Genomic DNA, 23,465 nt, shown 5'->3' on the forward strand with positions numbered 1-23,465 from the left:
AGTTGACAGTTGACAGTTGTCAGTTGTCAGTTGTCAGTTGGAGCATCTCAGTTTTGTATAGTGCTGTCCCCGCTCGCGTATTAAGTAACCACACAAAATTAATTACATAAAGACTCCTTGCTAGGTAAGGGTTTCAGTCGAAATCTCGTGTAATTAATTCGGAGCTACTACTTATACAATACGCGAGCGGGGACGCTCGCACTCTAATAAAAAAAAGGCTTTTTATAAAAATGAGATGCTCCCGTTTACAGTTGTCAACTGTCAACTGACTAACGACAATTACTTGGAAATAAAATGCACCCAAAAATTCCCATCAGCCATACAAACGCTGCGGATTAAGCGATAGGAATAGTGCAAGTAAGAACCGCTGACTGTTGTGTCGTAACCGGTGGGGAACCACTCGCCATAGGGATCGTGAACGAAGAATCCTTCGCTGTCATAACCGGCAGCAACTATAATGTGACCGAATGATGTGAAGTATCCGTGGATGACAGCGGGATTTCCGCTGGCGAGCCAATCTTGAACATCATCAATAGTTGCATTCTCGGTAAAGTAATCTTGAGCTCCGTAATCTCTAACAATCTTGGCTAAATCTTTGGGTTCCCAGCGACTGTAACCTTTGTCGATCGCATATTGGTAGAGTTCATCTTCATATTGTCCGGTTTTTTGGCGTCTGGGAACTCTCAAAAAGTCCAGACACATCGCTATGGAAGTGACATTGCAAGAACCTGTAGGATTGTACAAGTTATCCATTTGCGATCGATAAGGAACGCCCAGTCTGACAGTAGGCGGATTCGGTTTGGGATAAAGCAAAACGCCGTCTAGAGTAATTTGAGCGTGGGGGCCGTAAACATACCAAATCCCTGAACCTTTGAAAGACTCGTTGCGGAGAGCCACTCTAATGTGACCGCGAATCGGAGCAAAAGCCAGGAGTTCAAACTCTTTTCCCGCTGGGATTGCTTGTTTTTCCGAGTCCTGAAGTTGAGAAGACGCCAGCGGTTTTGATTTAAAAATGGTGTCTTTGAGCGTTTTCAGGATCGGGCGAGGTGTGGGAATGTCCCCCGGTTTGGCTTCGATCAGCTTTTTGGCTGTGATTGCTCCCAAAAAACCCGGTTCGCCGCACTTCATCAGGGTTTGAAACCGGTGGAGGGCTGCTGTAGAGAGGGGGCCAAATACGCCGTCTACGGGAGGTTTCAGTAAACCTAGGTCAATGAGGCGGCTTTGAATTTGGCGGCCCAGTTCGCCGTCAGCCGCGATCGCCTTAGCATCGTACCTAATTTTTGAGTTTAGAAAGTTTTGTAATTTCATGCTTCCCTGCGCGCTTCAACGAGTCCAAGTTTATACTCTCAGAAATTTACGGCCATTCTACCGATCGTCCGTACCTTAAAGGTTTTGTATTAATGATTCGATACAAAGCCTTCAAGGCGAGTAGCCGATCGAACTTCACGCAGTATTCTAAAATCAAAGATTGCGATGATTTACCTTCTTTGTGCCGTTGCAAGTCTCCCGAGCTTAGGAATCAAACGATTGCGCTGCTTAGGAGGGAGTGTATTTTATGCTTCGTCGGGACGAATTATCACCACACCCATCGCGTCGGGAGACAGATATTTGACGGCGGCTTCCCGAAGATCCTCCGCAGTCTGAGCTTGGATGCAGGCGGCATAGTTGAGCGCGGGAGCGATATCTCCTACCATCGACTGATAGTAACCGTACAAACTTGCTCGATCGCTGGGAGTTTCGTTACCGAAGATAAACCGATTTGCTACTTGGGTGCGGATGCGGGAAATTTCGGCATCTGTCACCAGTTCGGTTTGCAGAGTGCGGATGTGTCCGACGATGGCTGCTTCGACTGCTTCTATGTTTTCTGTCGCTAGTTGAGCAGAAATCGAGAATACACCGCCGAGTCGCTGAGTCATGTTGCTGACCGAAATTGACGAGACTAGCCCTCTGTCTTCGCGCAAATCCTTAACCAAGCGAGTTGTGCGACCGTGACCCAATATTGTCGCCAAAACGTCGAGGGCATAGGTTTCGGACATTTCCACGAAACCGGGCACCCGCCACATCACGATCAGTCGAGCTTGCTGAAGGGCTGAGTCTACAAATTCGCGGCGGACTGTTTCTGTAAACGGCGATTCTTGGCCGTAGTTGAGAATTTCGGATTCAGGGTGAAATTTGCCGACAGCGGGCAGATTGATGGTGCTGTTTTGTGCTGTGCTTTTTGCTGCAAAACTGTCTGCGACAATTTCAATTAGCCGATCGACCGGCAAATTACCTACAGCGACTGCTGTCATGGCTCCTGGCTGATATCTGCTGCTGTGGAAATCGCGCATTTGTTGGGCGGTAAGATTTTCGATGACGGAAGCCGGGCCGAGTACCGGTCGCTTGTAGGGCAGAACTTCAAAGGCTAATTGCATCGATCGCTGATAGGTGCGGCGGCGCGGATTGTCTTCCGATCGTCTAATTTCTTCCAATACTACCAGCCGTTCGCGATCGAAGGCGTCGTCGGGAATGCTCGCATTGAGCAAGACATCGACTTGCAGGGGAGCTAGTTCGGCAAAATCCTTGGGGGCTGTGGTGATGTAGTAGTTAGTGTAATCTTGGCTGGTAGCTGCATTGGTGACAGCGCCGCGCTGTTCGATCGCGCGCTCAAATTCTCCGCTCTTAATGCTGGGTGTTCCCTTAAAAATCATATGTTCTAAAAAGTGCGCCATACCGTTGATTTCGTCGGATTCGACGGCTGAGCCTAAATTCATCCACACGCTGAGGTTAACCGCATCGACCGGCAAATGTTCCGCTATAACTGTGAGGCCGTTGGGGAAGTGGCGCACTGTTGGGGCGTTGAGGGGCGATCTGGAGGAGGCTTTGAGTAGGGTTGATGTCATTGCGCTTTTAAATTTATCTTGTTCTCTATATCTTAAAGGGCCTTTAACGAAGGGATCGGTCATTCGGTCTCTGCCATTGGCATAAAAACTGCCGCCGTGCAAAACTGTTAGTTTTTTTGGTGACAGCAAACGATGGAAAATCGAACATTGCATAAAAATTTAATATTTCCACAGCCTGCTTGGCAGCGATTTTGCCGATCGACCTCTGGGAAAATCGGCTTAATTTTGACAGTAGGGCTGATTTTTTCGGCACTGTTAGCCCCCGTACTTTCCCCTTACGATGCTGCGGTCGATCGAGATTATTTGTCCAGATTAGTGGCTCCTAGCGCCAAACATTGGTTGGGCACCGACGGTTTGGGGCGAGATTTGTTAGTGCGGGTGTGGCACGGATTGGGGATATCTTTGATTGTCAGCTTGGTTTCTGTGGGTGGGGGTTTAATTGCAGGAGCGCTGTTGGGGCTCTTCGCCGGGTATTTTCGGGGGTGGGCTGAGGTGGCGATCGGCACTTTGGCGGATATTTTGCTAGCTTTCCCTTCGATCTTACTGGCGATCGCCGTTGTTACCGTCACCGGGCCCAGCCTGCAAAGCGTAATTATCGCCGTCAGCGTCGTCCAAATTCCGATTTACATCCGTTTAACTCGCAGTATGGTGCTGTCTCTGCGAGAACAAGAATTTGTGTTAGCTGTCAAGGCCTTGGGCGCCAGCGACTTGCGGATTATTTTTCGCCACATTTTGCCGGGAAGTCTCGCGCCGCTAGTCGTACAAGCAACTCTTTCGACTGGTACAGCGACGCTAGAAGCCGCCGGCTTAGGTTTTCTCGGTTTGGGCGCGCAGCCGCCCGCCCCGGAGTTGGGGACGATGCTTTCGGATGCTTTTAAGGGCGGATACGCTCTTTCGTCTCCTTGGACTATTTTGTTTCCCGGTTTGCTGATTACCTTGACTGTTCTGGGTTTCAATCTTTTGGGCGACGGGCTGCGAGACGTTTTAGACCCCAGATCCAATGCGGAGGCAAGGAAATAGCAATCTTCAGGACTTACGCAGCGGGCACAGTATTTGAGCGATACTGTGCCTCCTCTAAAAATTGTTCAGGTATGCTCAAACTTTTAGTCACATCTGTAACTCATATCGTTTCCGGTTGCATCGGTTAACCTGTTCGTCTGGAACGCCTTCGAGGGCGATACCGCGAATGTCTGAACCATTTTGCAGCTTTTTCCAGTTAGAGTTTTGCATAATAATCAATTGTATTTTTTCAGCAACTCATCAGTTTACGACAGGTTTTAAGCAGATATTGTTACAGTTGCTAGAATCAACAAATAGGCAAGCCAGAACAGCGAGTCACAAAAGTTATTGAAAGCGATCGCAAAGCATGAATTATATCAAATCCGGTTAGATCTGAATGATATACAAGTGCGAGCCTCCTGCTCGCTATCGAAAGCAAGCCGGGAGAGTGGGAGAGTGGGAGGATTTCTCTTCTTCCCTTTTCCCTCTTCCTTCGATATTCTGGGATTATTTCAAGGAACAAATCCGCACTCTGACCATCGTGCCACTGCTATTCAAAGTGCACAGAAATCAGCTTCTTTGTAAAACTCCACAGTTCATTTTTCAAACAGTAGTATAGTTCTTTTGCCCACTTTCGTTTTAACAAAGCCTTGATTTGTTACTTTCCACTGAAAAATTAGGCACGGTTACGCCACGGTGAATCTTCGGTGTAAGCTAAAGCTACTCGTTTTGGATCGCGACTATTCCAGTCATCTTCTGCGATTTGAACTTTAGTTTTAGCAGTTTCCCGCGTAAAAGGCGGTAGTGGTGGTTGAGTTTCCATCGGGTTGAATGATTTTGCTCCTTTTCAACGAGTCATCGAACTTAGCATAATAATGAACACAGCACAAGACCACTATAACCAGCAACTTGCTGCCGTTTACAGTTGGATGTCAGGAAATCCTGAAGCAGCGATCGAACGAAATCACGCTCTTTTTTGTCAATTGGGTCTCGACTCAGCACCGCGAGGATTAGCCATTGATTTAGGTGCAGGCTCAGGATTTCAATCTATTCCTTTAGCGAAATTAGGCTTTTCGGTAGTAGCTATAGATTTCTGTGATGCCCTACTTTCAGAGTTACGCGATCGCGCTACACATCTTTCCATCCGTACCATTCACGACGATCTGCTTAATTTCTCGCAACATATTCAGGAACAGGCGCAGCTCATTGTTTGCATGGGCGACACACTTACACACCTAGAATCATTGAGTGCTGTCGATTCATTACTTTTGGACATTGAGCGCTGGCTGATTCAGAATGGGATGTTGATTTTAACTTTCCGCGATTATGTTTCAGCAGAGCTTTATGGAACTCAGCGTTTTATTCCTGTACAAAGTGATGAATTTACAATCCTCACTTGTTTCTTGGAGTATCAGGAAAACAGCGTAGCAGTCCATGACTTACTCTATCAAAAACAGGGCGATCGGTGGTCATTCAGTGCCAGTTCTTACCAAAAACTGCGACTCAATAAAAAGTGGTTGTGCGATCGGCTATCTGAAATAGGTTTACAGGTACTTCAGAACGAGATGATTAATGGAATGGTTTGTATCATTGCCAAGAAATTTTAACCTGAAGTTCCCTCCTTCGGGGAACTTCAGGTTAAAAAGTCAACTGAAGATGCTTCACCATGACCAGAAGTTACTGAAGGTGCTTCTGATAAACTTCTGATGTTAGCGCGATCGCAATGCTTCTGTCAAAGACTTGATTTGAGCCACATTTGCCTCTCGCTGTTGGGCGATCCCCACAATCATGCAGACAAATGTCAATCACCTTAGCTTTATGTAAGTTAAGTACGTCGGTTCCCATCGCACTTAACTTACATACCCACTCTCCCCGAGCGCTCTTCCCGGACGATCCCTCCCAAATAGCCCTTGCGAATATTCACCACTTATGTATGACTTGACTGATCGGCAGATATACGCGAAACTTTACATACAACTGATGTATTGCTCCTACCTATTAATAAGTTTTGTTAAGTTGTGACTCAAAACCTATCAATTCGTCAAAATTGATATAGCGGTTTGCCAGTCAGCCAACTCTCAAGAAGCGACTTCAGGAGGCATCGTCCCCGGCTTGCTGGTGTCGGTGTCTGGTCTCACTATTCCTATTCAGTCAGCCCGGATTATGGAAACACTAGAGTTTGTGATTTATCCAGATGGCCGCGTACAGGAAACAGTCACCGGCATTGTCGGTGCTTCCTGCGCTGAGGTAACGGCTGCGATCGAAGCTCAGCTCGGCGTGGTGCTTCATCAAGAGTCAACATCTGAATATTTCGCGCCAGCGCTGCATCAGTCAGCCGAAGCGACGGCCCAAGTGGCTTTTAGCGATTGGTAATTTTTTTTGTTGAGTTCACTTAAATTATTTTGGAATCACCATGTCACACTTTAGCCAAATTAAGACCCAGATCCGCAATTTGAATTCTTTGGAATCTGCTTTAACTGACTTGGGTATCGACTGGAAGTCGGGCCCGACTGAGGTGCGCGGCTATCGCGGCCTCACCAGCACCGCTGAGGTGGTGATTGAGCAAAAAAACGGCTACGACGTAGGTTTTAGCTGGAACGGGACTGAGTATGAATTGGTGGCTGACTTGCAGTTTTGGCAGCAAGCTTGGTCTGTAGACCGTTTTCTGAATAAGGTGACTCAGCGCTATGCTTACCATACTGTGGTTAATGAAAGCGCTAAGCAGGGTTTCCAAGTTTCTGAGCAAAAGCAAAATCAAGACGGTTCTATTCGCTTGGTGGTTCAGCGCTGGTGCGCTTAATAATTTTTCGAGATTTTTGCAATCTTTTCTCATTCAAGTCCGCCCCGGCGGACTTATTTATTATTGTGAGGGATCTAAATGTCTGAGCTTTCTGGACTCGGAATAGATACAGCAATCGATCGCTCTGGTTTAGAGCCGGAGTTGGGAGGATTTTTGCGGGATGCGCCCGATCGCACTGGTTTAGAACCGGAGTTGGGCGGCGTCTTGCGCCAAAAAGGCGTCTATGTTGACGAGATTACCTGCATTGGCTGCAAGCACTGCGCTCATGTTGCTCGCAATACTTTCTACATTGAACCGGATTACGGGCGATCGCGCGTAGTCCGACAAGACGGGGATTCTGAAGAGTTGATTGCGGAGGCGATCGACACTTGTCCGGTGAATTGCATTCACTGGGTTGACTACACCGAACTCAAGAATCTGGAAGAAGAACGCAAGGATCAGGTGATTCCTGTCGTTGGCTTTCCGGTGGAGTATGCGACGATTCGGGCCGGTGTTCGCCAGCGGCAAAAGAGTAAGGGCGATCGAAAGTTCAAAAGCAGTCATTAAAATCCGCAGGCTTTCACCTCAAGCTCAACAAAAAACAGCCCGCCCGGGCTGTTTTTATATACACTGTATAATTAGATTTATTTGAGAGGATGGTGTTCCGCGAGAATTTTCTCAACTCTGGCTTCGTCGATTCTGGCAGTTAAGGTTGTTGCCTCGTTGTTATCGCGAATGGTTTTTGCTAAAGTAAAAGACGAGCCGACCGAAAAAGTTAGACCCATGCCCATAAAAGCTTTTTGCCAGGGATCTACCTGTAAATAAATGACACCTACAGTAGTTGCGGAAATGGCAACAATAAAAGAAACCCAGCACTGAAGTATCCAAGCATTAGTATCTTTTTGACGTATGATTTGTTTCTGCATAGTGCCTCTAAGTCAAATATATCTTTTGGTTGATTAACTTAAAGAATAAATAGCGTGAGTGAAGCGCTCAGGAGAGCAAGGGACAGTTTCTATAAGTGAACAGGGCGATCGGGCTTTTTACTAAAAACTAGAACGCTTTAGATAGGGTTTGAGGCTCAACGAAGACTGGGTGGGAGTGGACACTTTGCAAACTCCACTAAAGAAAGCTACTTTTTCCTCAAAATAAGGTAAGGTGCGCCCACAAGCACCCCGAGGGCCTGGTGTAAGGTGCGCCGCGCGCACCCTACAACAACTCGAACAACTGCGGACTACTTATTTTTCTGCTGAGTCTTCGCTTGTTCGATCGCAATTTCCCTCACAGCTTGAAAAGAACTCAAATTCGACGCACCTTCAATCGCCTTCACCGCCAAATCTTGCACCTGTTTCAAAGCAGAATCAAGCTGCTTCGACAAACTAGCAATCCGCGCATCTTGATTTTGAATGGTCTGCAACATCCCTTGAATTTGCAGCTCATAATTTTGCTTTTGTCCTTCGATATCTTTAGCAAACAAATCAGCCTTAACTTTAGCTTGATAATTGCCAATATTGCGACCGTTATCTTTCCCGTTCTTGATATTAGCTTCCAGTTCTTTAGGGAAAGCTTCTACCTTAGCTTTAACTTCCGCAGATAGTTTTTCCCGTTCCGAAATAGATTTTTCGCGTTCCGCCCACTGTTTCTCCTGTTCCTGGCGAAACTCTTCAATTTCTTGATACAGCCTTTGCTGGCGCTGTTCGTAATCTTCGATATCCAGATTTCGCTGAAGATTCAAATCATAATTATACAACTCTTCATCCCGAGCGCCAGCTTTTTGCTGATTCTCATTGCGTTCTTTAACAGCCAACTTTTGCAACTCCTGCTCTTTTTCCCAAGCTAGACGCTGTTCCAGCAATTCCTGTTCAACAGTATCGCGCTGTTCGCTGAGTTCGTTAGTAAAAGTTTTCGCACTTTCTTCGTACTGCTGAATTAAATTATCCAGCGTATCTTCCGCAACATCTTCTAAACTGTGCAACTCTTGCAGTTGTTGAATTTCCTCGCCCACAGTGCGCCGCAACTCTTCCAGTTTAGCAGCTTCCGAAGTTAATTTTTCCGACAACTCGCTGACAGCACCACCAAAGCCAAATTGCAGCAAAATCAAATTATCGATAGTGGACTGCATTTTTTGTTGAGTTTGAGTTAAAGCCATTGGTTTTTTTGCCTCCACAATAGGTTTTTCTGGTGCTGGTGCTGGTGGTTGCTTTGGAGAAGCATTTAGCTGTTTGATTTGCAATTCTAACGCAGCTTTTTCTTGCGCTGCTTCCTTGTACGCTTCTAAGATTTCAGCCTTAGTGCTTTTGTCGGTAAGTTTTTTGTTCATGGCTTTTCATTTGTTAATACTTGTGAATTAGGTTCGATCGTTCGGACTTTAGTCCGAACGATCGAACGGGGTTTTAAGCTTTGCTCGCAAAAGCTTTCATTGCCAAATCTTGCGCTTGCTTCATCGTGGCTTGCAGTTGCGCGGAAATTTCGGCAATTTGTTCGGTTTGGCGCTGCATTGTCTGCTGTAAAGATTGCACTTTCAACTCATATCCCTGCTTGGTTCCTTCCCATTCTTTATCCGCTAAATCAGCCTTAACTTTAGCTTCGCGGGAAACTTCTTGAATTGCTTCTTCTTTGGCTTTAACATAAGCCTGTTTGAGTTCTTCTTCAAAGCCGGCGGCTTTCCTTTGATTCTCTTCAAACTCCGCTTGATTGTCGCTGAGGGCTTTTTCTCTTTCTGCCCAGTTTTTATCTTTTTCGCGAGTAGATTCTTGCAATTGCCGTTCTAGTTTGCGCTTCGTTTCTTGGTATTCGTCGGTTTCGATTTGGCGATCGCGCTGCAATTCGTATTGATAATCTGCGGCTTCCTGCTGGCGCTGTTTGGTTGTGAGTGCAGTTTTTTCTGCAACTACGGTGTCAAACTCTTGCTGTTCTTTCCCCCAAATTTTGCGTTTTTGGGTCGTGTCTTTTTCGATAATTTCGCGCTGGTTGGCAGCATTTTGTTCTAGTACAGTCAATTTTTCTTGGTGCTCTTGAGTTAAGATGTGGAGGGCATCTGCTACGACTCGGATTTGCTGCAACTCTTGCAATTGTTCGGCTTCAATTTCGATCGCCCGTTTTAATTCGTCTAATTTTGCAGATTCCGCCTTCAGTTTTTCGGAAAGTCCGCTGGTGATGCTGCCGAAATCTAATTGCAAGTCGGCCAAGCCTTTGACAATGCTGTCAATTGTGTAGGTAGAGGCGACTTCGAGGAGTTGTTTCTTTTTAGCTTTTTCGGCTGACTGTTCTTTAGTTTCAACTTTTGATTCAATCTTTTTCTTCTCTGCTAAAATCTGCTGAAAGCTTTGCAAAATTTGGGCTTTGCTATCTTTGGCAGTTGCTAGTGTCATAATGCTTTTTGCTCCTGATTTTAACTTTTTGAGACCTTGTTACTAAGACGTGTTGAGCTATCCTAAGTTCCGGAGTTGGCTGAGAATAGCTCGGTATTTTCTGGCTGCATTTGGTGGGAAGTCTGGATGATTGCTCTCTAGAGATTTGAGAATTTTTTTACAGCGGCCGCACCGATTGGTTTGCCAGCACTCGCAATCGTAAACTATACTTACAAGTGTGTCTTTAAGCAGTTGATTTTCCGAGAGCAAAGCTTGGTAATTTCGCCGGATAGATTCGGCAACTACTGTCATGTGCTGGAAGTCTTCAGTGAGACTTGCTATGTCGTTAACTGTATCTGCCCTAATTTGGTCTAGTAGCTCGCAATTTTCTCGCAAACGGCTTTCTTGCAAGTTTGGTTTGGTTTTAATTTTCGTTAATTTCTTCATTTTACTCTTCGCTGTCACAGTTACGAAAAAGGCGCGATCTAATCGCGCCTTTTCCACCACAAAATTAGAACAAGTCAGCAGTCGCTCTGTCTTCGGCTGATGGCAGCGACATACCGCCGTTGGAATTCAAAGCAATAGCATCGCTTTCACCGTTGGCGTGAGCGGCCATCAAGGACGCAACTTGTGGCGCCGGCAGGTTATCTAAACAGATCATAGCCCTGGTTCCTTCCAAGTCAATCATCCGCGATTGATTGCTCGGATCGGACAAAACTGCTGCTGCTTGATCGATAACTCCCCAGTCTTTCCGCTCCATCCACGACCATTTTAAACTGTAGTAATTGATCGGTTTTACTACTCCGCTATCGTCGGGTTTTTGGCCAGAATGCTTGACAAATTCGGGAATAAAAATCCCGGTTGCAGGCTCTACGCCGCGGGATTGAACTGATGCGACTAAACGGTTAAAATCGTTCAAGCTGCGGTTTTTGATGTACGTCACCATCACAACTCCTTGGGGGAGTTCGCCTGTTTCTGCGACGAACCAGAGTTGACCCCAAAGTGTGTGGGAAGTTTGACCGAGGGAACCGAAAAATTTTGCAAATTTGAGGATTGTGATCGAACACTTGGAACCGTAATCTGTATCGCCGATCGCCCACTGGCCGCTTTGGCAATTGTTGCGAACGGCGATCGGGATTTCTGGTACTAACAAAGCATTGCTCGGTTTAGCGCCAAATACTGAAAATGTAGGTCTTTCTTGTGTTTTAGTCATGGTTCATTTTTCCTGGGTTCTTGATTTGCTGGTAATTGGTAATGGGTAATTGGTAATGGGGAATTGGTAATGGGTAAGTCACAAAAATCTAATTATTTCTCTTCCCTCTTTCCTCTTCCTTCTTCCGACTTCCATCTTCCTTCTTCCTTCTTCCTTCGATTACCGAATGAGATGTGTTGTCGCTTTTGGTTCTGGATATGTGTACTCAAGCATCGCCTCTTGTTGAGCTTTCATAATCCGCAGCGCGGCGAGCAAGTGCTCTAACGTTTCTAAGTGCGCTGGGGTGAAGTGGATGCTGAAGCCTTCGCCATCCCGCGCGTAGCCCGGACAAACCAGTGAGGCCGAGCTTTGTTCTTCGTGGGTGGCGATGTATAGCCAGTCATCGTCTTCGAGCTTGTAATGCGTATCTGTCCAGGTTCTCAGCATTTGCTATCTGTTCCTCCTTATTTGCTGCGTACAAGCGTTTTGACGCCCAGCGCCGATCGCTCCTCTAAAGTTAATGGCGCTATATGTAGTGTTTTGGCTGGGATAAGTTGCACCCTCAACCATACCACTGCGGTTAAACTCGTTGACTAAACCGTCAACTAAATTCATACTAACGTGTGTTGATTTTCCCGTCAAGTATTTGTTGAACTTTTCATCAAAACAGGCTAGAATGCTTGTCAGGAGGCGAAAAACCGTGGAACAAACATTTGGAAGACTGATCCGTCAAGCTCGCAAGGACAAAGCTTACTCACAACGTGAGCTAGCTGGTATGTTAAGTGTGGATTTTACTTATTTGTCGAAGTTGGAGAACGATCGAGCGGATTATGCGCCAAAAGAGGACGTAATCCGAGCATTAGCGCGGAATCTAGACATCAACGAAGAGGAATTGATTTTTCTGGCGGGGAGACTGCCACAGCAGTACGAAGCGCTGCTGAAGCAGAATCCGAAGGAAATGCAGGCTCTTTTCCGCCGGATGCAAGAAAATCCCGAATGGCTGAAAAATTCTTTGCAACCGTAAGAGAGGGCCCTCAAAGTGAGTATCTTTAAACCGTATTGCTTCTATCCCAAAGAATCGATCGAGCGTTTGGCAAATGACATCTTAATGCAGATGCAGAAAACGCAAAATTTTGCTCCGAGATGGCCAATTGATGCGACAACCGTTGCTGATTTTCTGGACTTGGGCGTAGTCTGGGACTGCATAGAGCCGGACTCCGAAGGTGCGATCGCGGCGAGGATTCTGCCCCAGCAGCGGTTAATCGAAATCAACGAATTGATTCTCGAAAAACCGCCGGGGTTCATCGAATCGACGATCGCGCACGAAATCGGGCACTGGGTGCTGCACGTCAATCAAGACGAAGCAGACGGGACTGTGGAACAGTTGGAACTCAACTTGGGCGATCGAGGAAAAACCGCCCAGGATGTCGAGGAACCGTTTGTTTGTCGGGGTGCGGGTGCCGATAATAAGGTTTTGTCGATCGAATGGCAAGCGCAATATTTTGCAAGCTGTTTGTTGATGCCTCGATGTATTTTGGAGGAAAAAAGACAGGGGCGCGATTTAACAAAGTGGTCGCATTTATACAAAATGAGAGATGAATTGGGAGTGAGCATTTCCAATTTGACAAACCGCTTGCAAGAGTTTGGCTGGATTTACATCCCCAAGGGAACGCGCGAGATTTATGCCGGGAAAGATGTGGCAAACGGGCAGCAGCGGTTATTTGGATAGAATTTGATAGAATTTGAGGTTTGAGAGAGATTCTCGAATCTCAGCTTTTTGTGGTGTAAGGAATGGCGGAAATAATATCAGGGAATAGTGAAGAAGAAAGAAACTGGAGACAAGACAAGCTGCTTACCCAGCAGGAGGTTGAGAGATTGAAAATAGCAGGAATTGACATCCACGAAATCAAAAATGAAGAAAATGCTTCTAAGAAAGACCTTTACAAAGACAGAGATGGAAACATATATGTCAAACCTAAAGGCGGTATGAGTCCGGGCGAACCAACAGATCTAAACATTCATGATTTCTAATCATATTAAACAGGAGTCTGAGGATGGAATCAGAGATTTACGCTTATTTTGCCTTAATTGGAACTGACTTATCTCCAGAAGAGGTAACAGAAAAAGTCGGCATAAAACCAAGTAAAACTTGGAAAATTGGCGACTTAATTCACTCAAAGGCTACTATCCGCAAAAAGTACAATGGCTGGAGAGTAGATTCTCAACTTAGCAAGTCGGACGACTTAGAATCTCAAATTAAATCTGTGATGGAACAACTTCAACCGGGATGGCTATCTTTGGTAGAGTTGTGTAAGCATTGTAAAGCCGAGATTTCTTGCGTCATTTATTACAGAAGTGGCAGCATCCCAGCGATTCATTTTGATAAATATATTGTTGAAAAGGTACATCAATTGAATGCGGCAATTGATGTGGATTTTTATGTCTTGCCAGAAGAAAGTGCATCTGACACAGTAGTAAGTACAGGACTTACTTAAGACCAAAGAAACCGGGTTTTTTACCTAATCTGTGGGTTAAAACGAATAATTTTAGTAAAAAACCCGGTTTCTGACCACCCGTGCGTGAGTCCTAAAGTAAATAAGGCGATCGCCCTTCTGGGCTCCTTGCTTCCTACTGTGGTACAGTATGAATGAAAAAAATCATGAATTACGCATGGTGGCTAGAAACCTGGTTTCTACGATTTTTACGTTGAGTAACGAGAAATAGACGAAGAAACCCGGTTTCTACGAGTTTTGCGTTGAGTGACGAGAAATAGACAAAGAAACCGGGTTTTATAAGTCAGCGCGCGCAAGTCATAAACAAATATACTGTGCAAATTATGCAGACAAATATCAGTCTGATTCTCGAAGCTTGTCAAGAGTTAAATATCAGTTATGAAATCCTCGCGCCCAACCAAAACTTAATTAGAATCAAACTGAACGGTAAAGACTATTACTTTGTTAATTTCAGTATGCCGTTTAACAACGAGCAAATCGTACACATATTTAAAGACAAAGAATATACCTATCACTTGCTGAAAGGTCAAATTAAAACCCCTCAAACTCTAGGATTTCTCTCGCCTTTCTGCGAGGAAAAGTATCACAAATATTTGGTATTTAAAGATTGCGAAGAAATTGCAGCCGAGGTGAGCCAAAAATTTTCCCTACCCGTGATTGTGAAAAGAAATCGCGGTTCGGCTGGAAACAACGTATTGCTTTGTGAAACGAAGGAACAAATCAAAGCAGCGATAGAAACTGTATTTAATATCAACAGCAAAAATTATGACTATGTTTGCCTAGCTCAAGAATACATTGATATCCAACACGAATATCGGGCGGTTTTCTTCAATCATAAACTTGTTTTGCTATATGAAAAAGATAAATCAGAGGCTAAATTTGCGGGTAATTTAAGCCCGCTGCACTGGGAGGGTGCAAAAGCCAAGCATATTACCGACTCAGAGACGATCTCGGAAATCGAAAAATTTGTTCGCCCTGTTTTTGAAGAGATTACGATTAATTACGGCGGGTTTGATATAGCGATAGATCGCAATGGGGAATATTGGTTAATTGAAATTAATTCAAGTCCTAATTTTGAGATTTTTGTGAGAGATAATCATCGCCAGATTGCTGTAAAGATGTTTAAAGACATCCTAGAAAGCTGGAAATGATGCGTTTAACTTAAATTAAGCGGTTTGCGATCGCATGAAATAGAGGACACGGCAGTGCCGTTTCCCTACCTGATATCTATAAAACCTGAAATCTTGCACCATTCTCAACTAGCCATACTGCCAGCCATTTACGGTGATGTCAAAACCTTGCTGACGAGCTAAACTCTGGCTACGGTTGATATTAATCAATAGCCCCACAAACACCCGAGATAGCAACAAAGTTTCTCTCGCTAATTGCGCCGAAGCTGCCCAATCTGGTAAGGTAGTTTTCCCCACTGCTACATATGCGCATTCGGCGAGAAAGTAGGCAATGAAAGATAATACTAACCACCGATAAACCCCCAATAAAGTGCTTTGACCAAACGGATGTAAGCCAAAGCGATGCTTCACAACTTTCAAAAATCCTTCAATCTGCCAACGCCTTCTACCTAACAGAATTATGTAGACAGCAGTTCGAGGTTTTGTAGAAATCACAAAGCGTGTTTCAAGGGCTGCCATCATCCCGCTCAAGCCAATACCAAGATAGGGTGACTGGAAAGTTTAATCCTTGCAGCACTACTTGCTGACCCCTTTGCAGTCCTTGGCTGACGCGCCGCCCATCATCCGACCTCCGAGCGCTCCTCATGCCAAAAATACCACTTGTACGTGGTTGTTTTTTGACCCATTTGACCATTTCTCTACTGCCAAATGCGCTATCCCCTAGCACTCTCATTTCATAATGTGCAGTTAGGCTTTTTGGCCGAGTTTTTAGCAATCTTTGCCCATTCGTGACAAGTTAAGAAAAAGTGCAAATTGTCTCTTGGGGTATGCAAAAGAAAGGTAAAATAGGCTGAAACATTGATCGGCAAAGCAGTCTAGCCCATTGAATCAGTAATGAGTAGCACAAAAAGGCTCAACCGAGACGCAGCAAGCGAAGAAAAATCGTCTAAGAGTGGAAAATGCAGTGATAGCCAGCCACCTCGAAACTCTATTAATTCCAGCGATGGCTGCTCAAAAAACTTTTTCTCGCCAACTTAATCTAAGAGATAGGATTATCACCCTACCATTAATGATGGCATTCCTATTAACTTTATTATGGCGAGACGTAGCAGGAGTAACAGAATTAACCAGATTATTAAAGAGAGAGAGATTTTTATGGTGTCAACTGCAAGAAATTACTCAACAAGCATTATCGCATACTCAACAAGCATTATCGCAGAGATTTCTCACCTTTCCCGTAATTTTATTTGAAAAATTTTTCAAACAATTACTGCCTCATTTTCGCACTTCATGGTTGGCCATAAAATCAAGGCCCTTACCTGAAAGTGTACAATTTGCTTTAATAAATTTTGAAAATATATGGATAGCCGATGGCTCAACATTAGAAGCATTATTTCGTAAATTAAAAATTTAATCAGATGTACCATGGTTGTCAATTAGCCGGAAAAATGGGAATCATAGATTTAGTGACTCATCTTCCCGAAGAAATTTGGTTGTGGACAAATCCTAAACAAGCAGACACTCATGTTCGAGGAAAATTTACTGAAAATAGTCAAGCCAAACACCATACTATTATTGGATAGAGGCTTCTATAACTTCGCATTTTGGCAGAAATTAATTAAACAATATATTGCTTTTATTACGATCAGGAATAAAGAACGGTGTATATTGTAAACTACAACGAATTTCGATCGATTTTTGTGATTAAAAACCCAACAAATAAGATAGTGCAGTCACAAAAAAAACTCCAACTATCCCCTAACAATAGTAAATAAATGCTTAAATATCCGGGCGTTTTTATCTAAAAAATGTTCCGAAAATATGAGATTTTACCAGCCTATGTAGTAGCATAATTCTCTCAAATAGCTGGGGCTAGTGAAGATGCGTTGTGTGTACTATAAGCCTTACTAAATTTAAGTTATTTATGGACAGGCTCATTAAATGCAATCAAGCTACAAATCTGGGGTCCTTGGATATTCTATGCAATTTTAGTAGGTTTAGGAGATACTATTGCTTCAGAATTAGGAAGACCGCTTGAACGCATTTCCTTAAAAATGATTTATCGGGGTATGTATCATTTTTCTCTGGTCTATCAAAAAGGATTAGCTTCTGACCTAGTAAAGTATTTTGTTGACCCCAAAAATCGAGATTTAGGAATTATTAAGCGATCGCGAAAACCTCACGTCAGGCTGATTGTTTCCCCTTTTCCTGAAATTTAACGAAGTCCCGAACAATTTTTTTTCAACCCGCAGGAGCCATATTCTAATTTGATACCAAGATAAAATGAGTAATCTTACTCATTGACAACAGTGCTTTTAGCTTAACTCGTTACGACTGCCAAAGAAGTGGCTTGCATACCGGCGCATTTCTATTGAAGACCCCGATCTGCGACATGGACCCAAAAGCCACTATCAGAAAATAAATGGATATAAACGCCACGTCCTCAAAGATTTAGATATAGCTGTAGTTCTGGCTGTGGCGTTTTCCCTGGGCGAATACTCCTGAATCTGCTGCTACAGTTGACATTTCAAAAGACTTAAAATTAGCAAATACTCAGCTATCTGAGTTACACATTGACGCCCGCTTACTTATCCAGTCACTGGGTCACGCTCGCGCTCTGAAAACTTAAAGATATTTTGTAAGGCGTGGCCGGTCATAAATTTTCGCCGTTTTGATAAAAATGCTTTTGTTTTTGATTGGGATAATCATTTAATTAGCTGCCCGTCCGCAGGTAAGTATCCCCTTTGAACCAGGAAAAGTTGTTCATTTTCCTCAGAATGAATGTGCAATTTGTCCAAAGAGAGAAAGCTGCACTAACAGTCAAAAACGACGGAGTTTATCGATTCATCTGCTATGAATCGTTAATCCAAGAGTTACGCGCACGTCAATCCACTGCTATTGGTCGCGATCGACTCAGACAACGCACTACAGTTGAACAGGCTCTGGCTCATATTGGTCATTGGCAGAGGGGAACCGTGCCCGTTATATTGGACTGCGTAAAAATCTCTTTTCTCTGGGCCCAGTGGCTGTTGTCCATCACCTTCATGTAATTGCTCGAATGGGTAAGGTTCTGCTCTCCTGAACTCGGTGCAGAGTAGAATTTGTTGACAAGCTAACTACATACACTCTCCTTTTTTGTCAACTCTTTTTACTGAACCGACCCCCTAGTATAGGTCGGCGCAAATAAACAGACTATATTAGTGGTATAATATAGTTAAGCCCGTTTCGGCGGGGTATCAACGAGTCAGATGTGGCTAGATTAATTCCTAAAATATTAAATTTAAGTGATGGCCAGCGTCATCAACTTCAGCAATTGATCGAGAGACACAACACGCCACAACAGATCGTGCTACGAGCCAAAATAATTCTCATGGCATCTGATGGTCAAAACCATCGTGAAATAGCCCGAAGCTTAGAGATCGATCGGCAGATGGCTCGTGAAGGGGCGAAACCGATGGTTGGAGAGCGACCCAAAAGATTTATCGATTTTTCAAAGATTACAATATCGACAGCGTGTGGGCGCACCAGTAAAATTTAGCATGGAACAAGTAACCGAGTTGTTTGCACTCTTTGTGTTCCCCACCGTCCGACTACGGACGACCAATAAGTCACTGAACCTAAGCGAGAACTGGCTTCGGAAATCATGAAACAAGGCATTATTGAAAGTATATCCGTCCGCCATGTTGGAAGATTATTAGAAGAAGCAGAACTTAAACCACACGCCTCGCGCTACTGGTTAACCCCCCCCTGTGGATGAAGAATTTGCAAAAGTTAAAGATATTACAGGCTTATATCTTACTGCGATTGAACGCGTTCAAAACGGAGATCGCACAATATCGGTGGATGAAATGACAGGGATTCAAGCTACTGAGCGTCTCGAAAAATATCTACCAATGCTTACCGTAGTAAAGTTGAAATAAGAGAGTTTGAATATATTCGTCATGGTCCCCAGACGTTGATAGCCAATTTCGATATTGCTAGGGGTAAGATTATCGAGCCAAATTGTGGAAATTATCGAACAGAATCCGATTTCGTTCTCAATATTCGTCAAATCATTGAAACTAACCCCCCTGCCCAAAAATGGCATCCGATTATGGATTGTCTGAATACTCACCAATCTGAATCACTGGTGAGTTTGGTCGCAGAAAAAGAAGGCTTGGATATCGACCTCGGTATTAAGGGTCCAAGCGGCCTACTCAAATCCATGAAATCCCGCGCTGCTTTTTTAAGTGACCCAACACATCAAATTGTTTTCCATTACACACCAAAACATTCTTCGTGGCTTAATCTGGCTTGAGATTTGGTTCAGCATTTTGGTGCGCAATTTACTAATAAGAGGAAGTTTCACCAGTCAGGGTGATTTGAAAACTCGCCTCCTCAATTTTATTAACTACTTTATACCAATTTTACATGAAGTTGCATAGAATAAAGATACTGTTGAGAGGTCATTAGTTATGGCACGCCAACTGATTCTGGCGATCGCAGAAAGTGCAGAAAGAAGGCGAGCAACAACTAAAAAATAGCCGCACCGCCAGTCAGAAAGAACGGTTGCAAATGTTGTGGGGGCTGCGAAACAGGACAAATCACGAGCGCATAAAACCCTCGCCGAACGTCTCGGATGCGATGGTTCAACGGTAACGGGCGTGGCTGCAAAAGTATCCTCCTTGAGGATTGTCCGAATTGTTGGCAGTCAAAAGTGCAAGAGTGAAAATCGCCTCACTTGAGTTCAGAAGCTCTCGCCGGATTGCCAGCAAGATTGCAACAGCCACGCCTGATTCAAAAGTTATGGGGAGATTGTGGAGTGGCTGAATCAGACTTATCAACTCAACCTGACATATCCCACAGTGTATAATTGGGTACACTATCGGCTCAAAGCTAAATTGAAAGTACCCCGAGCGAGCGCCAAGCAAGAACCCAATGCCGATCGGCGTTTTAAAAAAACATAGCAAGAGCCCTATTGACCTATCAACGCTTGGAAAGGTAAGGGACAAAGGTTGCGTTATTTGTGTCAAGACGAGACCGGCTCTTGACTCAAAACCGAAACAGGGAAAGTAATTATGGCGTTTGGGTAGTCCTGCACAGTCAGGAAAATTTGTTATAATTTTACTTGTTCAATTTATCTTAAATTTTAACTCATGAACTATCCCCAGTGCAACTCTCAATACATTTTAAAAAATCGTCACACTCATTCCGGCTCTCCCAAAATTTAAATGTGGGGATTGTGGAAGACAATTTGTCATGGCTCCCCGACACCAGCCGATAGATGAAGCAACAAGAGAGTCGATCGGCTTTAGAAAGAAAAGATATCTCGGGCTGGAATTGCGACGGCGACGGGGGTTTCGGAACGGTGGTAACAATATTATCTTAATAAAAAGTTAGGTACCGTAAAAAAAGAAATGGAAGTGAAGTCAAAAAAGAAAGGGAAGCTAACAATTCAATGTGATGAAATGTGGTCATTTGTTGGCAACAAGGATAACAAGCAGTGGAAGGGATTAGCCATTGATGTATTAACAAAAGAAATTGTAGGAGTATATAGCCTTTCCAGCGACAGATGAGCTACAATAACAGCAGTGTGTAAACCAGTTGAAAATATTTGACGATGTAACGAAGCCGAACGCCAACTCTAGGGTTTTTCCTAATTTTTGATAATTAGTGGTCTTGATAGAACGGAGAATAAATTTAAGTTGTGAGCGGAGATTTTAAATGGGTGAAAATTCCGTAAATAAGGTGATAAGTATAGTAATTTTGCCCTTTATTTTCGATTGGTTTTTTTACTTATTCTCCCAGGTGAATGGGACAAGTGTCCATCAATATACGATAACATTTCCAGAGTTTGGGTACGAGTTTTATGATAATAAAAGCTTCAAATGTAATTGCATCTCTTCCCCCTATTAAATAATTAACCGATATCAAGATTTTAGGGACTGACATTGCTCCAATTATTGAGAGATTTTTTCGACTTTGAGTGGGTGGCTCGCCCCTAGCTCTTTCACCTTTTAAATACCGAGCATATAACCTAACCATTGCCAAGTTTACTCCTGATTCATCAATAAACATTAAGTCTTTAAAACTAATTTTTTGGATTGTTTTCCCCAACTCATATTGCAGGTTTTGAACTCTGTTAGTGCCTTTGCCTCAAGGGAAGAGAGTTTTTTTGGGAAAGTCATGTTTAAGAGTTTTGTCATTTTTCCCATTGTTGCTCGGCTCTGAGGGAAATGCCAATTTTTCCATAAAGTAAATAACGGAGTTCTTCAAGAGTTGCATCATCCGAAGCTTCAATCAATTCCGCTAATATGAGTAGTTGCTCCGCATTCAGTTTGCATTTTACTCCGCATCGGTAAGTTCGAGGAGCAATATGCAAGGGTTTCACGATACTGTTTAAGCAATTTTTGTACAAATCTCAGAGCTACACAAAAATGCTTAGCTATTGCTTTTTGTGAGATGGGTTCAGTATGATAACTATCAATAATTTTGGGCCGAAAATCAAGAGAATAAGTTTTCATTGTTAACAATGTATGATATTTTGTACAAGTAAACGTGTTCTGAGTCAAGCCTCGCGTGCTATGAGTCAAAGCAAAGGCTATGAGGCGTGTCCAAGCCGGTGAGGCTTTACTCAGCAATGTAATTATAGTTCATTTTATATTGTGTTCTATGTTTTACCCTCACTCGTTTAGTCAGTAATATGATACCTCATCTTTTTGAGAAAGGCTATATATTGGCAAAAGAGATAAAGCTGGTGCGCTCGGATTATGGGATTCTTGTGCGACCAGTTTATCGCCAATGTGCTGTGAGTTATACAGACTTAGGGAATGCTTGTGGAACATTTTTTCCTTTCAAAACACACAAAGCAGTAGGAAACGATACTGGCAAAAGTAACTCTCTAGAAATATTTAATAATACCATGAAAAATATATTTAGCGGTAATAAAAACTCTTTCATTATCTAAAAAACTATCCAATCATATGGGGGCTATTTCGTATTTTATTCATGAGTATAACGCCAGTTGCATCTCTTAACTAAAACTCTTGATTACACTTACTATGCAGGACTACCCGGTGTGGTCGAACCATTGAGCGGCTGGCATTTTTGTCAAGAATACGATCGACTGAATACTGAAAAATTTCAGCAGTTTATTGATGCCCTCTCAGCTCAACAGGCAAGATGACATCGCGCTGATTCAACTCTCCCCTGGCCCGAGCTCATGTGACCAGCGCTCTGCTCCGGGCCCGACAACTTGATTGCTCTGTGTCAACCAGCTCATAGTCCCGAACTCAAGATTAAACTAAGCAATCCCGTCACCGAGATTACTCGTCTCCAGAACCGTGCGTGATAGTTTCCCATCACACGGCTCCTCAGTGAAACAGCCATTGTCATTGGTACTGGTTGCATGAGTTTTGTCGTGGCAGTGTCCGTGAAGTAATTCCAAATTGGAATACCTATTGTTGCTTCTGTTTCTGTCTTTGTGATGCACTTCTAATACGTCGCTTTCCCAGAAGTAGTACCCACATTCTGGGCATTTGTTCCTTTGTTGTTTTAGCAATGTTGCTATGACTTTTGGAACGCCTGGTACTCCGCCTAATCTTGAACTCCAGTATTTTAGGTTTCCATCAAATGGACTTGCTTCGCCTTTGACTTTTACGTGTCTAACGATGGGTGTTTCTTTATGCAGTTTGAGAACCGCATTTATTTTTCCATCCTGTGAACTTGCGAATTTATTAGTCCCTTCGATTCTCCGCCAGTATTTACTCTTTGTCCATGATTTGGATTTATCAGAGTGTCTCCTATGTGACCATGCTACTAGCTTCCAGAACACCAGATGATCGAGGTTATTTAAGGTTTTTGAACTTACCACGCCTGAGTAATAGTTTGCCCATCCTGTGATTATTGGATTCAGATGATGAATCAAACTATCAGCAGATGCTGCTTTGTGGGTATCGATTACTCTGGCGATGTCATCGTAGTGTTCTTTTACCTTTTTTTTGCTAGGGGTAATAAAAGTTTTGAACCCCAGCTTATTGCCGTACCTGTCATGAGCTGTCTTATATTTTCCAGCTTCATATTGTCGGATGTTAAATCCCAGAAAATCGAATCCTGGATTATTTGCATCGACTTTGTTCAAGGTGTGGCATATTCTTGTTTTGGTGTCTTTTAGCTCTAACCCCATTTCTTTCAACCATTCACTTATCAGGTCTTTGCATTTTTGGATAACCTCAAGACTTTCGTGCATTACCACGAAATCGTCGGCATACCTAACTACATACGCTTGGGGTGTATACCCCATGTAGGTTTGGGTTTTTACCCCGTTTTCCCTACCGTATTTGTAATGCACCCTTCTCGGAAATGCTTTTGTGATTAACTTTTCCAAACCATGTAAGGCGATGTTTGCCAATAGTGGCGAGATTACTCCTCCTTGAGGTGTACCTTCATTGGTTGAAAATAGGGTTTCTCCATCCAGCGTTCCTGCTTTGAGCCATGATTTTATCTGGCGTCTGAGCGTTGGAAATGTTCCGATTTTGCTGATAAGAGTGTTGTGATTGATACGGTCAAAAGTGGGTAGCTAGCCAGCGAGGTTTCCAGAAGGTTCCTTTTCCGACTAGCCCCCTCCGAACCGTGCTTGCGA

At 43.7% G+C, this 23,465-nt stretch carries 29 protein-coding genes and 2 pseudogenes; 17 read left to right on the forward strand and 14 right to left on the reverse strand.

Features of this window, described 5'->3' with window-relative positions:
• Positions 1-279 precede the first annotated feature (279 nt).
• Together QUB63_RS32960 and QUB63_RS32965 are read right to left on the reverse strand one after the other, a co-directional pair.
• Entirely contained in the window at positions 280-1,308 is a 1,029-nt protein-coding gene (locus tag QUB63_RS32960; RefSeq protein WP_332949599.1) for a C39 family peptidase, read from the reverse strand.
• Positions 1,309-1,553: 245 nt separating this feature from the next.
• Positions 1,554-2,882: a M16 family metallopeptidase gene (locus tag QUB63_RS32965; RefSeq protein WP_332949601.1), complete on the reverse strand. Its 1,329-nt coding sequence runs from the start codon at positions 2,880-2,882 to the stop codon at positions 1,554-1,556.
• A gap of 132 nt (positions 2,883-3,014) precedes the next feature.
• Here QUB63_RS32965 and QUB63_RS32970 point away from each other — a divergent pair, with 132 nt between their 5' ends.
• Positions 3,015-3,902, forward strand: coding sequence for an ABC transporter permease (locus QUB63_RS32970; protein WP_332949602.1), 888 nt, complete (start codon positions 3,015-3,017; stop codon positions 3,900-3,902).
• 87 nt (positions 3,903-3,989) lie between these two features.
• Here the strand turns inward: QUB63_RS32970 and QUB63_RS32975 are convergent, their stop codons facing one another.
• Both QUB63_RS32975 and QUB63_RS32980 read right to left on the reverse strand, forming a co-directional pair.
• Complete coding sequence (locus QUB63_RS32975) at positions 3,990-4,112, reverse strand: hypothetical protein (protein ID WP_332949603.1); 123 nt, start codon at positions 4,110-4,112, stop codon at positions 3,990-3,992.
• A 319-nt stretch (positions 4,113-4,431) separates the two neighbouring features.
• Positions 4,432-4,704: pseudogene (locus QUB63_RS32980) on the reverse strand (DUF1348 family protein).
• Between the two features lie 4 nt (positions 4,705-4,708).
• On the opposite strand from QUB63_RS32980, the gene QUB63_RS32985 reads away from it, so the two are divergent.
• From QUB63_RS32985 to QUB63_RS33000, 4 genes are all read left to right on the forward strand, one after another.
• Entirely contained in the window at positions 4,709-5,488 is a 780-nt protein-coding gene (locus QUB63_RS32985; protein WP_332949604.1) for a class I SAM-dependent methyltransferase, read from the forward strand.
• Between the two features lie 556 nt (positions 5,489-6,044).
• Entirely contained in the window at positions 6,045-6,254 is a 210-nt protein-coding gene (locus tag QUB63_RS32990; protein ID WP_332949605.1) for a DUF2997 domain-containing protein, read from the forward strand.
• 40 nt (positions 6,255-6,294) lie between these two features.
• Positions 6,295-6,681, forward strand: a complete 387-nt coding sequence (locus tag QUB63_RS32995; RefSeq protein ID WP_332949606.1) for a DUF1257 domain-containing protein — start codon at positions 6,295-6,297, stop codon at positions 6,679-6,681.
• A 78-nt stretch (positions 6,682-6,759) separates the two neighbouring features.
• A complete protein-coding gene (locus tag QUB63_RS33000; RefSeq protein ID WP_332949607.1) occupies positions 6,760-7,227 on the forward strand; it encodes a ferredoxin in 468 nt (155 codons plus the stop codon).
• 77 nt (positions 7,228-7,304) lie between these two features.
• Here the strand turns inward: QUB63_RS33000 and QUB63_RS33005 are convergent, their stop codons facing one another.
• From QUB63_RS33005 to QUB63_RS33030, 6 genes are all read right to left on the reverse strand, one after another.
• Complete coding sequence (locus QUB63_RS33005; RefSeq protein WP_332949608.1) at positions 7,305-7,586, reverse strand: YiaA/YiaB family inner membrane protein; 282 nt, start codon at positions 7,584-7,586, stop codon at positions 7,305-7,307.
• Between the two features lie 308 nt (positions 7,587-7,894).
• Positions 7,895-8,980 (reverse strand): hypothetical protein, encoded by a 1,086-nt coding sequence (locus tag QUB63_RS33010; RefSeq protein ID WP_332949610.1) that lies wholly within the window; start codon positions 8,978-8,980, stop codon positions 7,895-7,897.
• A 73-nt stretch (positions 8,981-9,053) separates the two neighbouring features.
• Positions 9,054-10,031 (reverse strand): hypothetical protein, encoded by a 978-nt coding sequence (locus tag QUB63_RS33015; RefSeq protein WP_332949611.1) that lies wholly within the window; start codon positions 10,029-10,031, stop codon positions 9,054-9,056.
• 57 nt (positions 10,032-10,088) lie between these two features.
• Positions 10,089-10,457 carry a hypothetical protein gene (locus QUB63_RS33020; RefSeq protein ID WP_332949612.1) on the reverse strand — a complete coding sequence of 123 codons (369 nt, stop codon included), beginning with the start codon at positions 10,455-10,457 and terminating at the stop codon, positions 10,089-10,091.
• Positions 10,458-10,521: 64 nt separating this feature from the next.
• The gene (locus tag QUB63_RS33025) at positions 10,522-11,223 is read right to left on the reverse strand and encodes a hypothetical protein (RefSeq protein ID WP_332949613.1); all 702 of its coding nucleotides are present in this window, start codon (positions 11,221-11,223) and stop codon (positions 10,522-10,524) included.
• 159 nt (positions 11,224-11,382) lie between these two features.
• Positions 11,383-11,649 carry a hypothetical protein gene (locus tag QUB63_RS33030; protein WP_332949614.1) on the reverse strand — a complete coding sequence of 89 codons (267 nt, stop codon included), beginning with the start codon at positions 11,647-11,649 and terminating at the stop codon, positions 11,383-11,385.
• A gap of 253 nt (positions 11,650-11,902) precedes the next feature.
• On the opposite strand from QUB63_RS33030, the gene QUB63_RS33035 reads away from it, so the two are divergent.
• The 5 genes from QUB63_RS33035 (at position 11,903) to QUB63_RS33055 (ending at position 14,866) form a co-directional block, all read left to right on the forward strand.
• Complete coding sequence (locus QUB63_RS33035; RefSeq protein ID WP_332949615.1) at positions 11,903-12,226, forward strand: helix-turn-helix domain-containing protein; 324 nt, start codon at positions 11,903-11,905, stop codon at positions 12,224-12,226.
• Positions 12,227-12,241: 15 nt separating this feature from the next.
• Entirely contained in the window at positions 12,242-12,931 is a 690-nt protein-coding gene (locus tag QUB63_RS33040) for an ImmA/IrrE family metallo-endopeptidase (RefSeq protein WP_332949616.1), read from the forward strand.
• A 62-nt stretch (positions 12,932-12,993) separates the two neighbouring features.
• Positions 12,994-13,233 carry a polymorphic toxin type 33 domain-containing protein gene (locus QUB63_RS33045; RefSeq protein ID WP_332949617.1) on the forward strand — a complete coding sequence of 80 codons (240 nt, stop codon included), beginning with the start codon at positions 12,994-12,996 and terminating at the stop codon, positions 13,231-13,233.
• A 23-nt stretch (positions 13,234-13,256) separates the two neighbouring features.
• Complete coding sequence (locus QUB63_RS33050) at positions 13,257-13,697, forward strand: DUF4279 domain-containing protein (protein WP_332949618.1); 441 nt, start codon at positions 13,257-13,259, stop codon at positions 13,695-13,697.
• A 341-nt stretch (positions 13,698-14,038) separates the two neighbouring features.
• On the forward strand, positions 14,039-14,866 hold the full coding sequence (locus tag QUB63_RS33055; protein ID WP_332949619.1) for an ATP-grasp domain-containing protein: 828 nt from the start codon (positions 14,039-14,041) through the stop codon (positions 14,864-14,866).
• Between the two features lie 108 nt (positions 14,867-14,974).
• On the opposite strand, the gene QUB63_RS33060 is transcribed toward QUB63_RS33055, so the two are convergent.
• On the reverse strand, positions 14,975-15,340 hold the full coding sequence (locus QUB63_RS33060) for a transposase (RefSeq protein ID WP_332949620.1): 366 nt from the start codon (positions 15,338-15,340) through the stop codon (positions 14,975-14,977).
• A gap of 10 nt (positions 15,341-15,350) precedes the next feature.
• A complete protein-coding gene (locus QUB63_RS33065; protein ID WP_332949621.1) occupies positions 15,351-15,539 on the reverse strand; it encodes a hypothetical protein in 189 nt (62 codons plus the stop codon).
• Positions 15,540-15,848: 309 nt separating this feature from the next.
• Between QUB63_RS33065 and QUB63_RS35250 the strand changes: the two are divergent.
• The 7 genes and pseudogenes from QUB63_RS35250 to QUB63_RS33105 all read left to right on the forward strand — a co-directional run.
• Positions 15,849-17,061, forward strand: a pseudogene (locus QUB63_RS35250) (IS4 family transposase); the annotation flags it as partial.
• A 567-nt stretch (positions 17,062-17,628) separates the two neighbouring features.
• Positions 17,629-17,895 (forward strand): hypothetical protein, encoded by a 267-nt coding sequence (locus QUB63_RS33080; protein WP_332949622.1) that lies wholly within the window; start codon positions 17,629-17,631, stop codon positions 17,893-17,895.
• 200 nt (positions 17,896-18,095) lie between these two features.
• Positions 18,096-18,383: a hypothetical protein gene (locus QUB63_RS33085; protein ID WP_332949623.1), complete on the forward strand. Its 288-nt coding sequence runs from the start codon at positions 18,096-18,098 to the stop codon at positions 18,381-18,383.
• Positions 18,384-18,594: 211 nt separating this feature from the next.
• Positions 18,595-18,765 carry a hypothetical protein gene (locus QUB63_RS33090; protein WP_332949624.1) on the forward strand — a complete coding sequence of 57 codons (171 nt, stop codon included), beginning with the start codon at positions 18,595-18,597 and terminating at the stop codon, positions 18,763-18,765.
• A 14-nt stretch (positions 18,766-18,779) separates the two neighbouring features.
• Positions 18,780-19,142, forward strand: coding sequence for a transposase (locus QUB63_RS33095; protein ID WP_442922323.1), 363 nt, complete (start codon positions 18,780-18,782; stop codon positions 19,140-19,142).
• A gap of 499 nt (positions 19,143-19,641) precedes the next feature.
• On the forward strand, positions 19,642-19,791 hold the full coding sequence (locus QUB63_RS33100) for a hypothetical protein (protein WP_332949626.1): 150 nt from the start codon (positions 19,642-19,644) through the stop codon (positions 19,789-19,791).
• Positions 19,792-20,241: 450 nt separating this feature from the next.
• Positions 20,242-20,400, forward strand: coding sequence for a hypothetical protein (locus tag QUB63_RS33105; protein ID WP_332949628.1), 159 nt, complete (start codon positions 20,242-20,244; stop codon positions 20,398-20,400).
• Between the two features lie 220 nt (positions 20,401-20,620).
• Here the strand turns inward: QUB63_RS33105 and QUB63_RS35255 are convergent, their stop codons facing one another.
• Both QUB63_RS35255 and QUB63_RS33115 read right to left on the reverse strand, forming a co-directional pair.
• A complete protein-coding gene (locus QUB63_RS35255; RefSeq protein WP_442921885.1) occupies positions 20,621-20,902 on the reverse strand; it encodes a transposase in 282 nt (93 codons plus the stop codon).
• Positions 20,903-22,127: 1,225 nt separating this feature from the next.
• Entirely contained in the window at positions 22,128-23,384 is a 1,257-nt protein-coding gene (locus QUB63_RS33115) for a reverse transcriptase domain-containing protein (protein WP_332949627.1), read from the reverse strand.
• Positions 23,385-23,465 lie beyond the last annotated feature (81 nt).

The organism is Microcoleus sp. ARI1-B5 (assembly GCF_036705795.1).
In the GTDB taxonomy this organism is placed as follows: domain Bacteria; phylum Cyanobacteriota; class Cyanobacteriia; order Cyanobacteriales; family Microcoleaceae; genus Microcoleus.

Bases quoted from the DNA above. Each gene is read 5' to 3' on its own strand.
- QUB63_RS32960 (WP_332949599.1), bottom strand. From the start codon at position 1,308: ATGAAATTACAAAACTTTCTAAACTCAAAAATTAGGTACGATGCTAAG.
- QUB63_RS32965 (WP_332949601.1), bottom strand. From the start codon at position 2,882: ATGACATCAACCCTACTCAAAGCCTCCTCCAGATCGCCCCTCAACGCC.
- QUB63_RS32970 (WP_332949602.1), top strand. From the start codon at position 3,015: ATGGAAAATCGAACATTGCATAAAAATTTAATATTTCCACAGCCTGCT.
- QUB63_RS32975 (WP_332949603.1), bottom strand. From the start codon at position 4,112: ATGCAAAACTCTAACTGGAAAAAGCTGCAAAATGGTTCAGACATTCGC.
- QUB63_RS32990 (WP_332949605.1), top strand. From the start codon at position 6,045: ATGGAAACACTAGAGTTTGTGATTTATCCAGATGGCCGCGTACAGGAA.
- QUB63_RS32995 (WP_332949606.1), top strand. From the start codon at position 6,295: ATGTCACACTTTAGCCAAATTAAGACCCAGATCCGCAATTTGAATTCT.
- QUB63_RS33000 (WP_332949607.1), top strand. From the start codon at position 6,760: ATGTCTGAGCTTTCTGGACTCGGAATAGATACAGCAATCGATCGCTCT.
- QUB63_RS33005 (WP_332949608.1), bottom strand. From the start codon at position 7,586: ATGCAGAAACAAATCATACGTCAAAAAGATACTAATGCTTGGATACTT.
- QUB63_RS33010 (WP_332949610.1), bottom strand. From the start codon at position 8,980: ATGAACAAAAAACTTACCGACAAAAGCACTAAGGCTGAAATCTTAGAA.
- QUB63_RS33015 (WP_332949611.1), bottom strand. From the start codon at position 10,031: ATGACACTAGCAACTGCCAAAGATAGCAAAGCCCAAATTTTGCAAAGC.
- QUB63_RS33020 (WP_332949612.1), bottom strand. From the start codon at position 10,457: ATGAAGAAATTAACGAAAATTAAAACCAAACCAAACTTGCAAGAAAGC.
- QUB63_RS33025 (WP_332949613.1), bottom strand. From the start codon at position 11,223: ATGACTAAAACACAAGAAAGACCTACATTTTCAGTATTTGGCGCTAAA.
- QUB63_RS33030 (WP_332949614.1), bottom strand. From the start codon at position 11,649: ATGCTGAGAACCTGGACAGATACGCATTACAAGCTCGAAGACGATGAC.
- QUB63_RS33045 (WP_332949617.1), top strand. From the start codon at position 12,994: ATGGCGGAAATAATATCAGGGAATAGTGAAGAAGAAAGAAACTGGAGA.
- QUB63_RS33050 (WP_332949618.1), top strand. From the start codon at position 13,257: ATGGAATCAGAGATTTACGCTTATTTTGCCTTAATTGGAACTGACTTA.
- QUB63_RS33055 (WP_332949619.1), top strand. From the start codon at position 14,039: ATGCAGACAAATATCAGTCTGATTCTCGAAGCTTGTCAAGAGTTAAAT.
- QUB63_RS33065 (WP_332949621.1), bottom strand. From the start codon at position 15,539: ATGGTCAAATGGGTCAAAAAACAACCACGTACAAGTGGTATTTTTGGC.
- QUB63_RS33105 (WP_332949628.1), top strand. From the start codon at position 20,242: ATGGAAGTGAAGTCAAAAAAGAAAGGGAAGCTAACAATTCAATGTGAT.
- QUB63_RS35255 (WP_442921885.1), bottom strand. From the start codon at position 20,902: ATGTTTATTGATGAATCAGGAGTAAACTTGGCAATGGTTAGGTTATAT.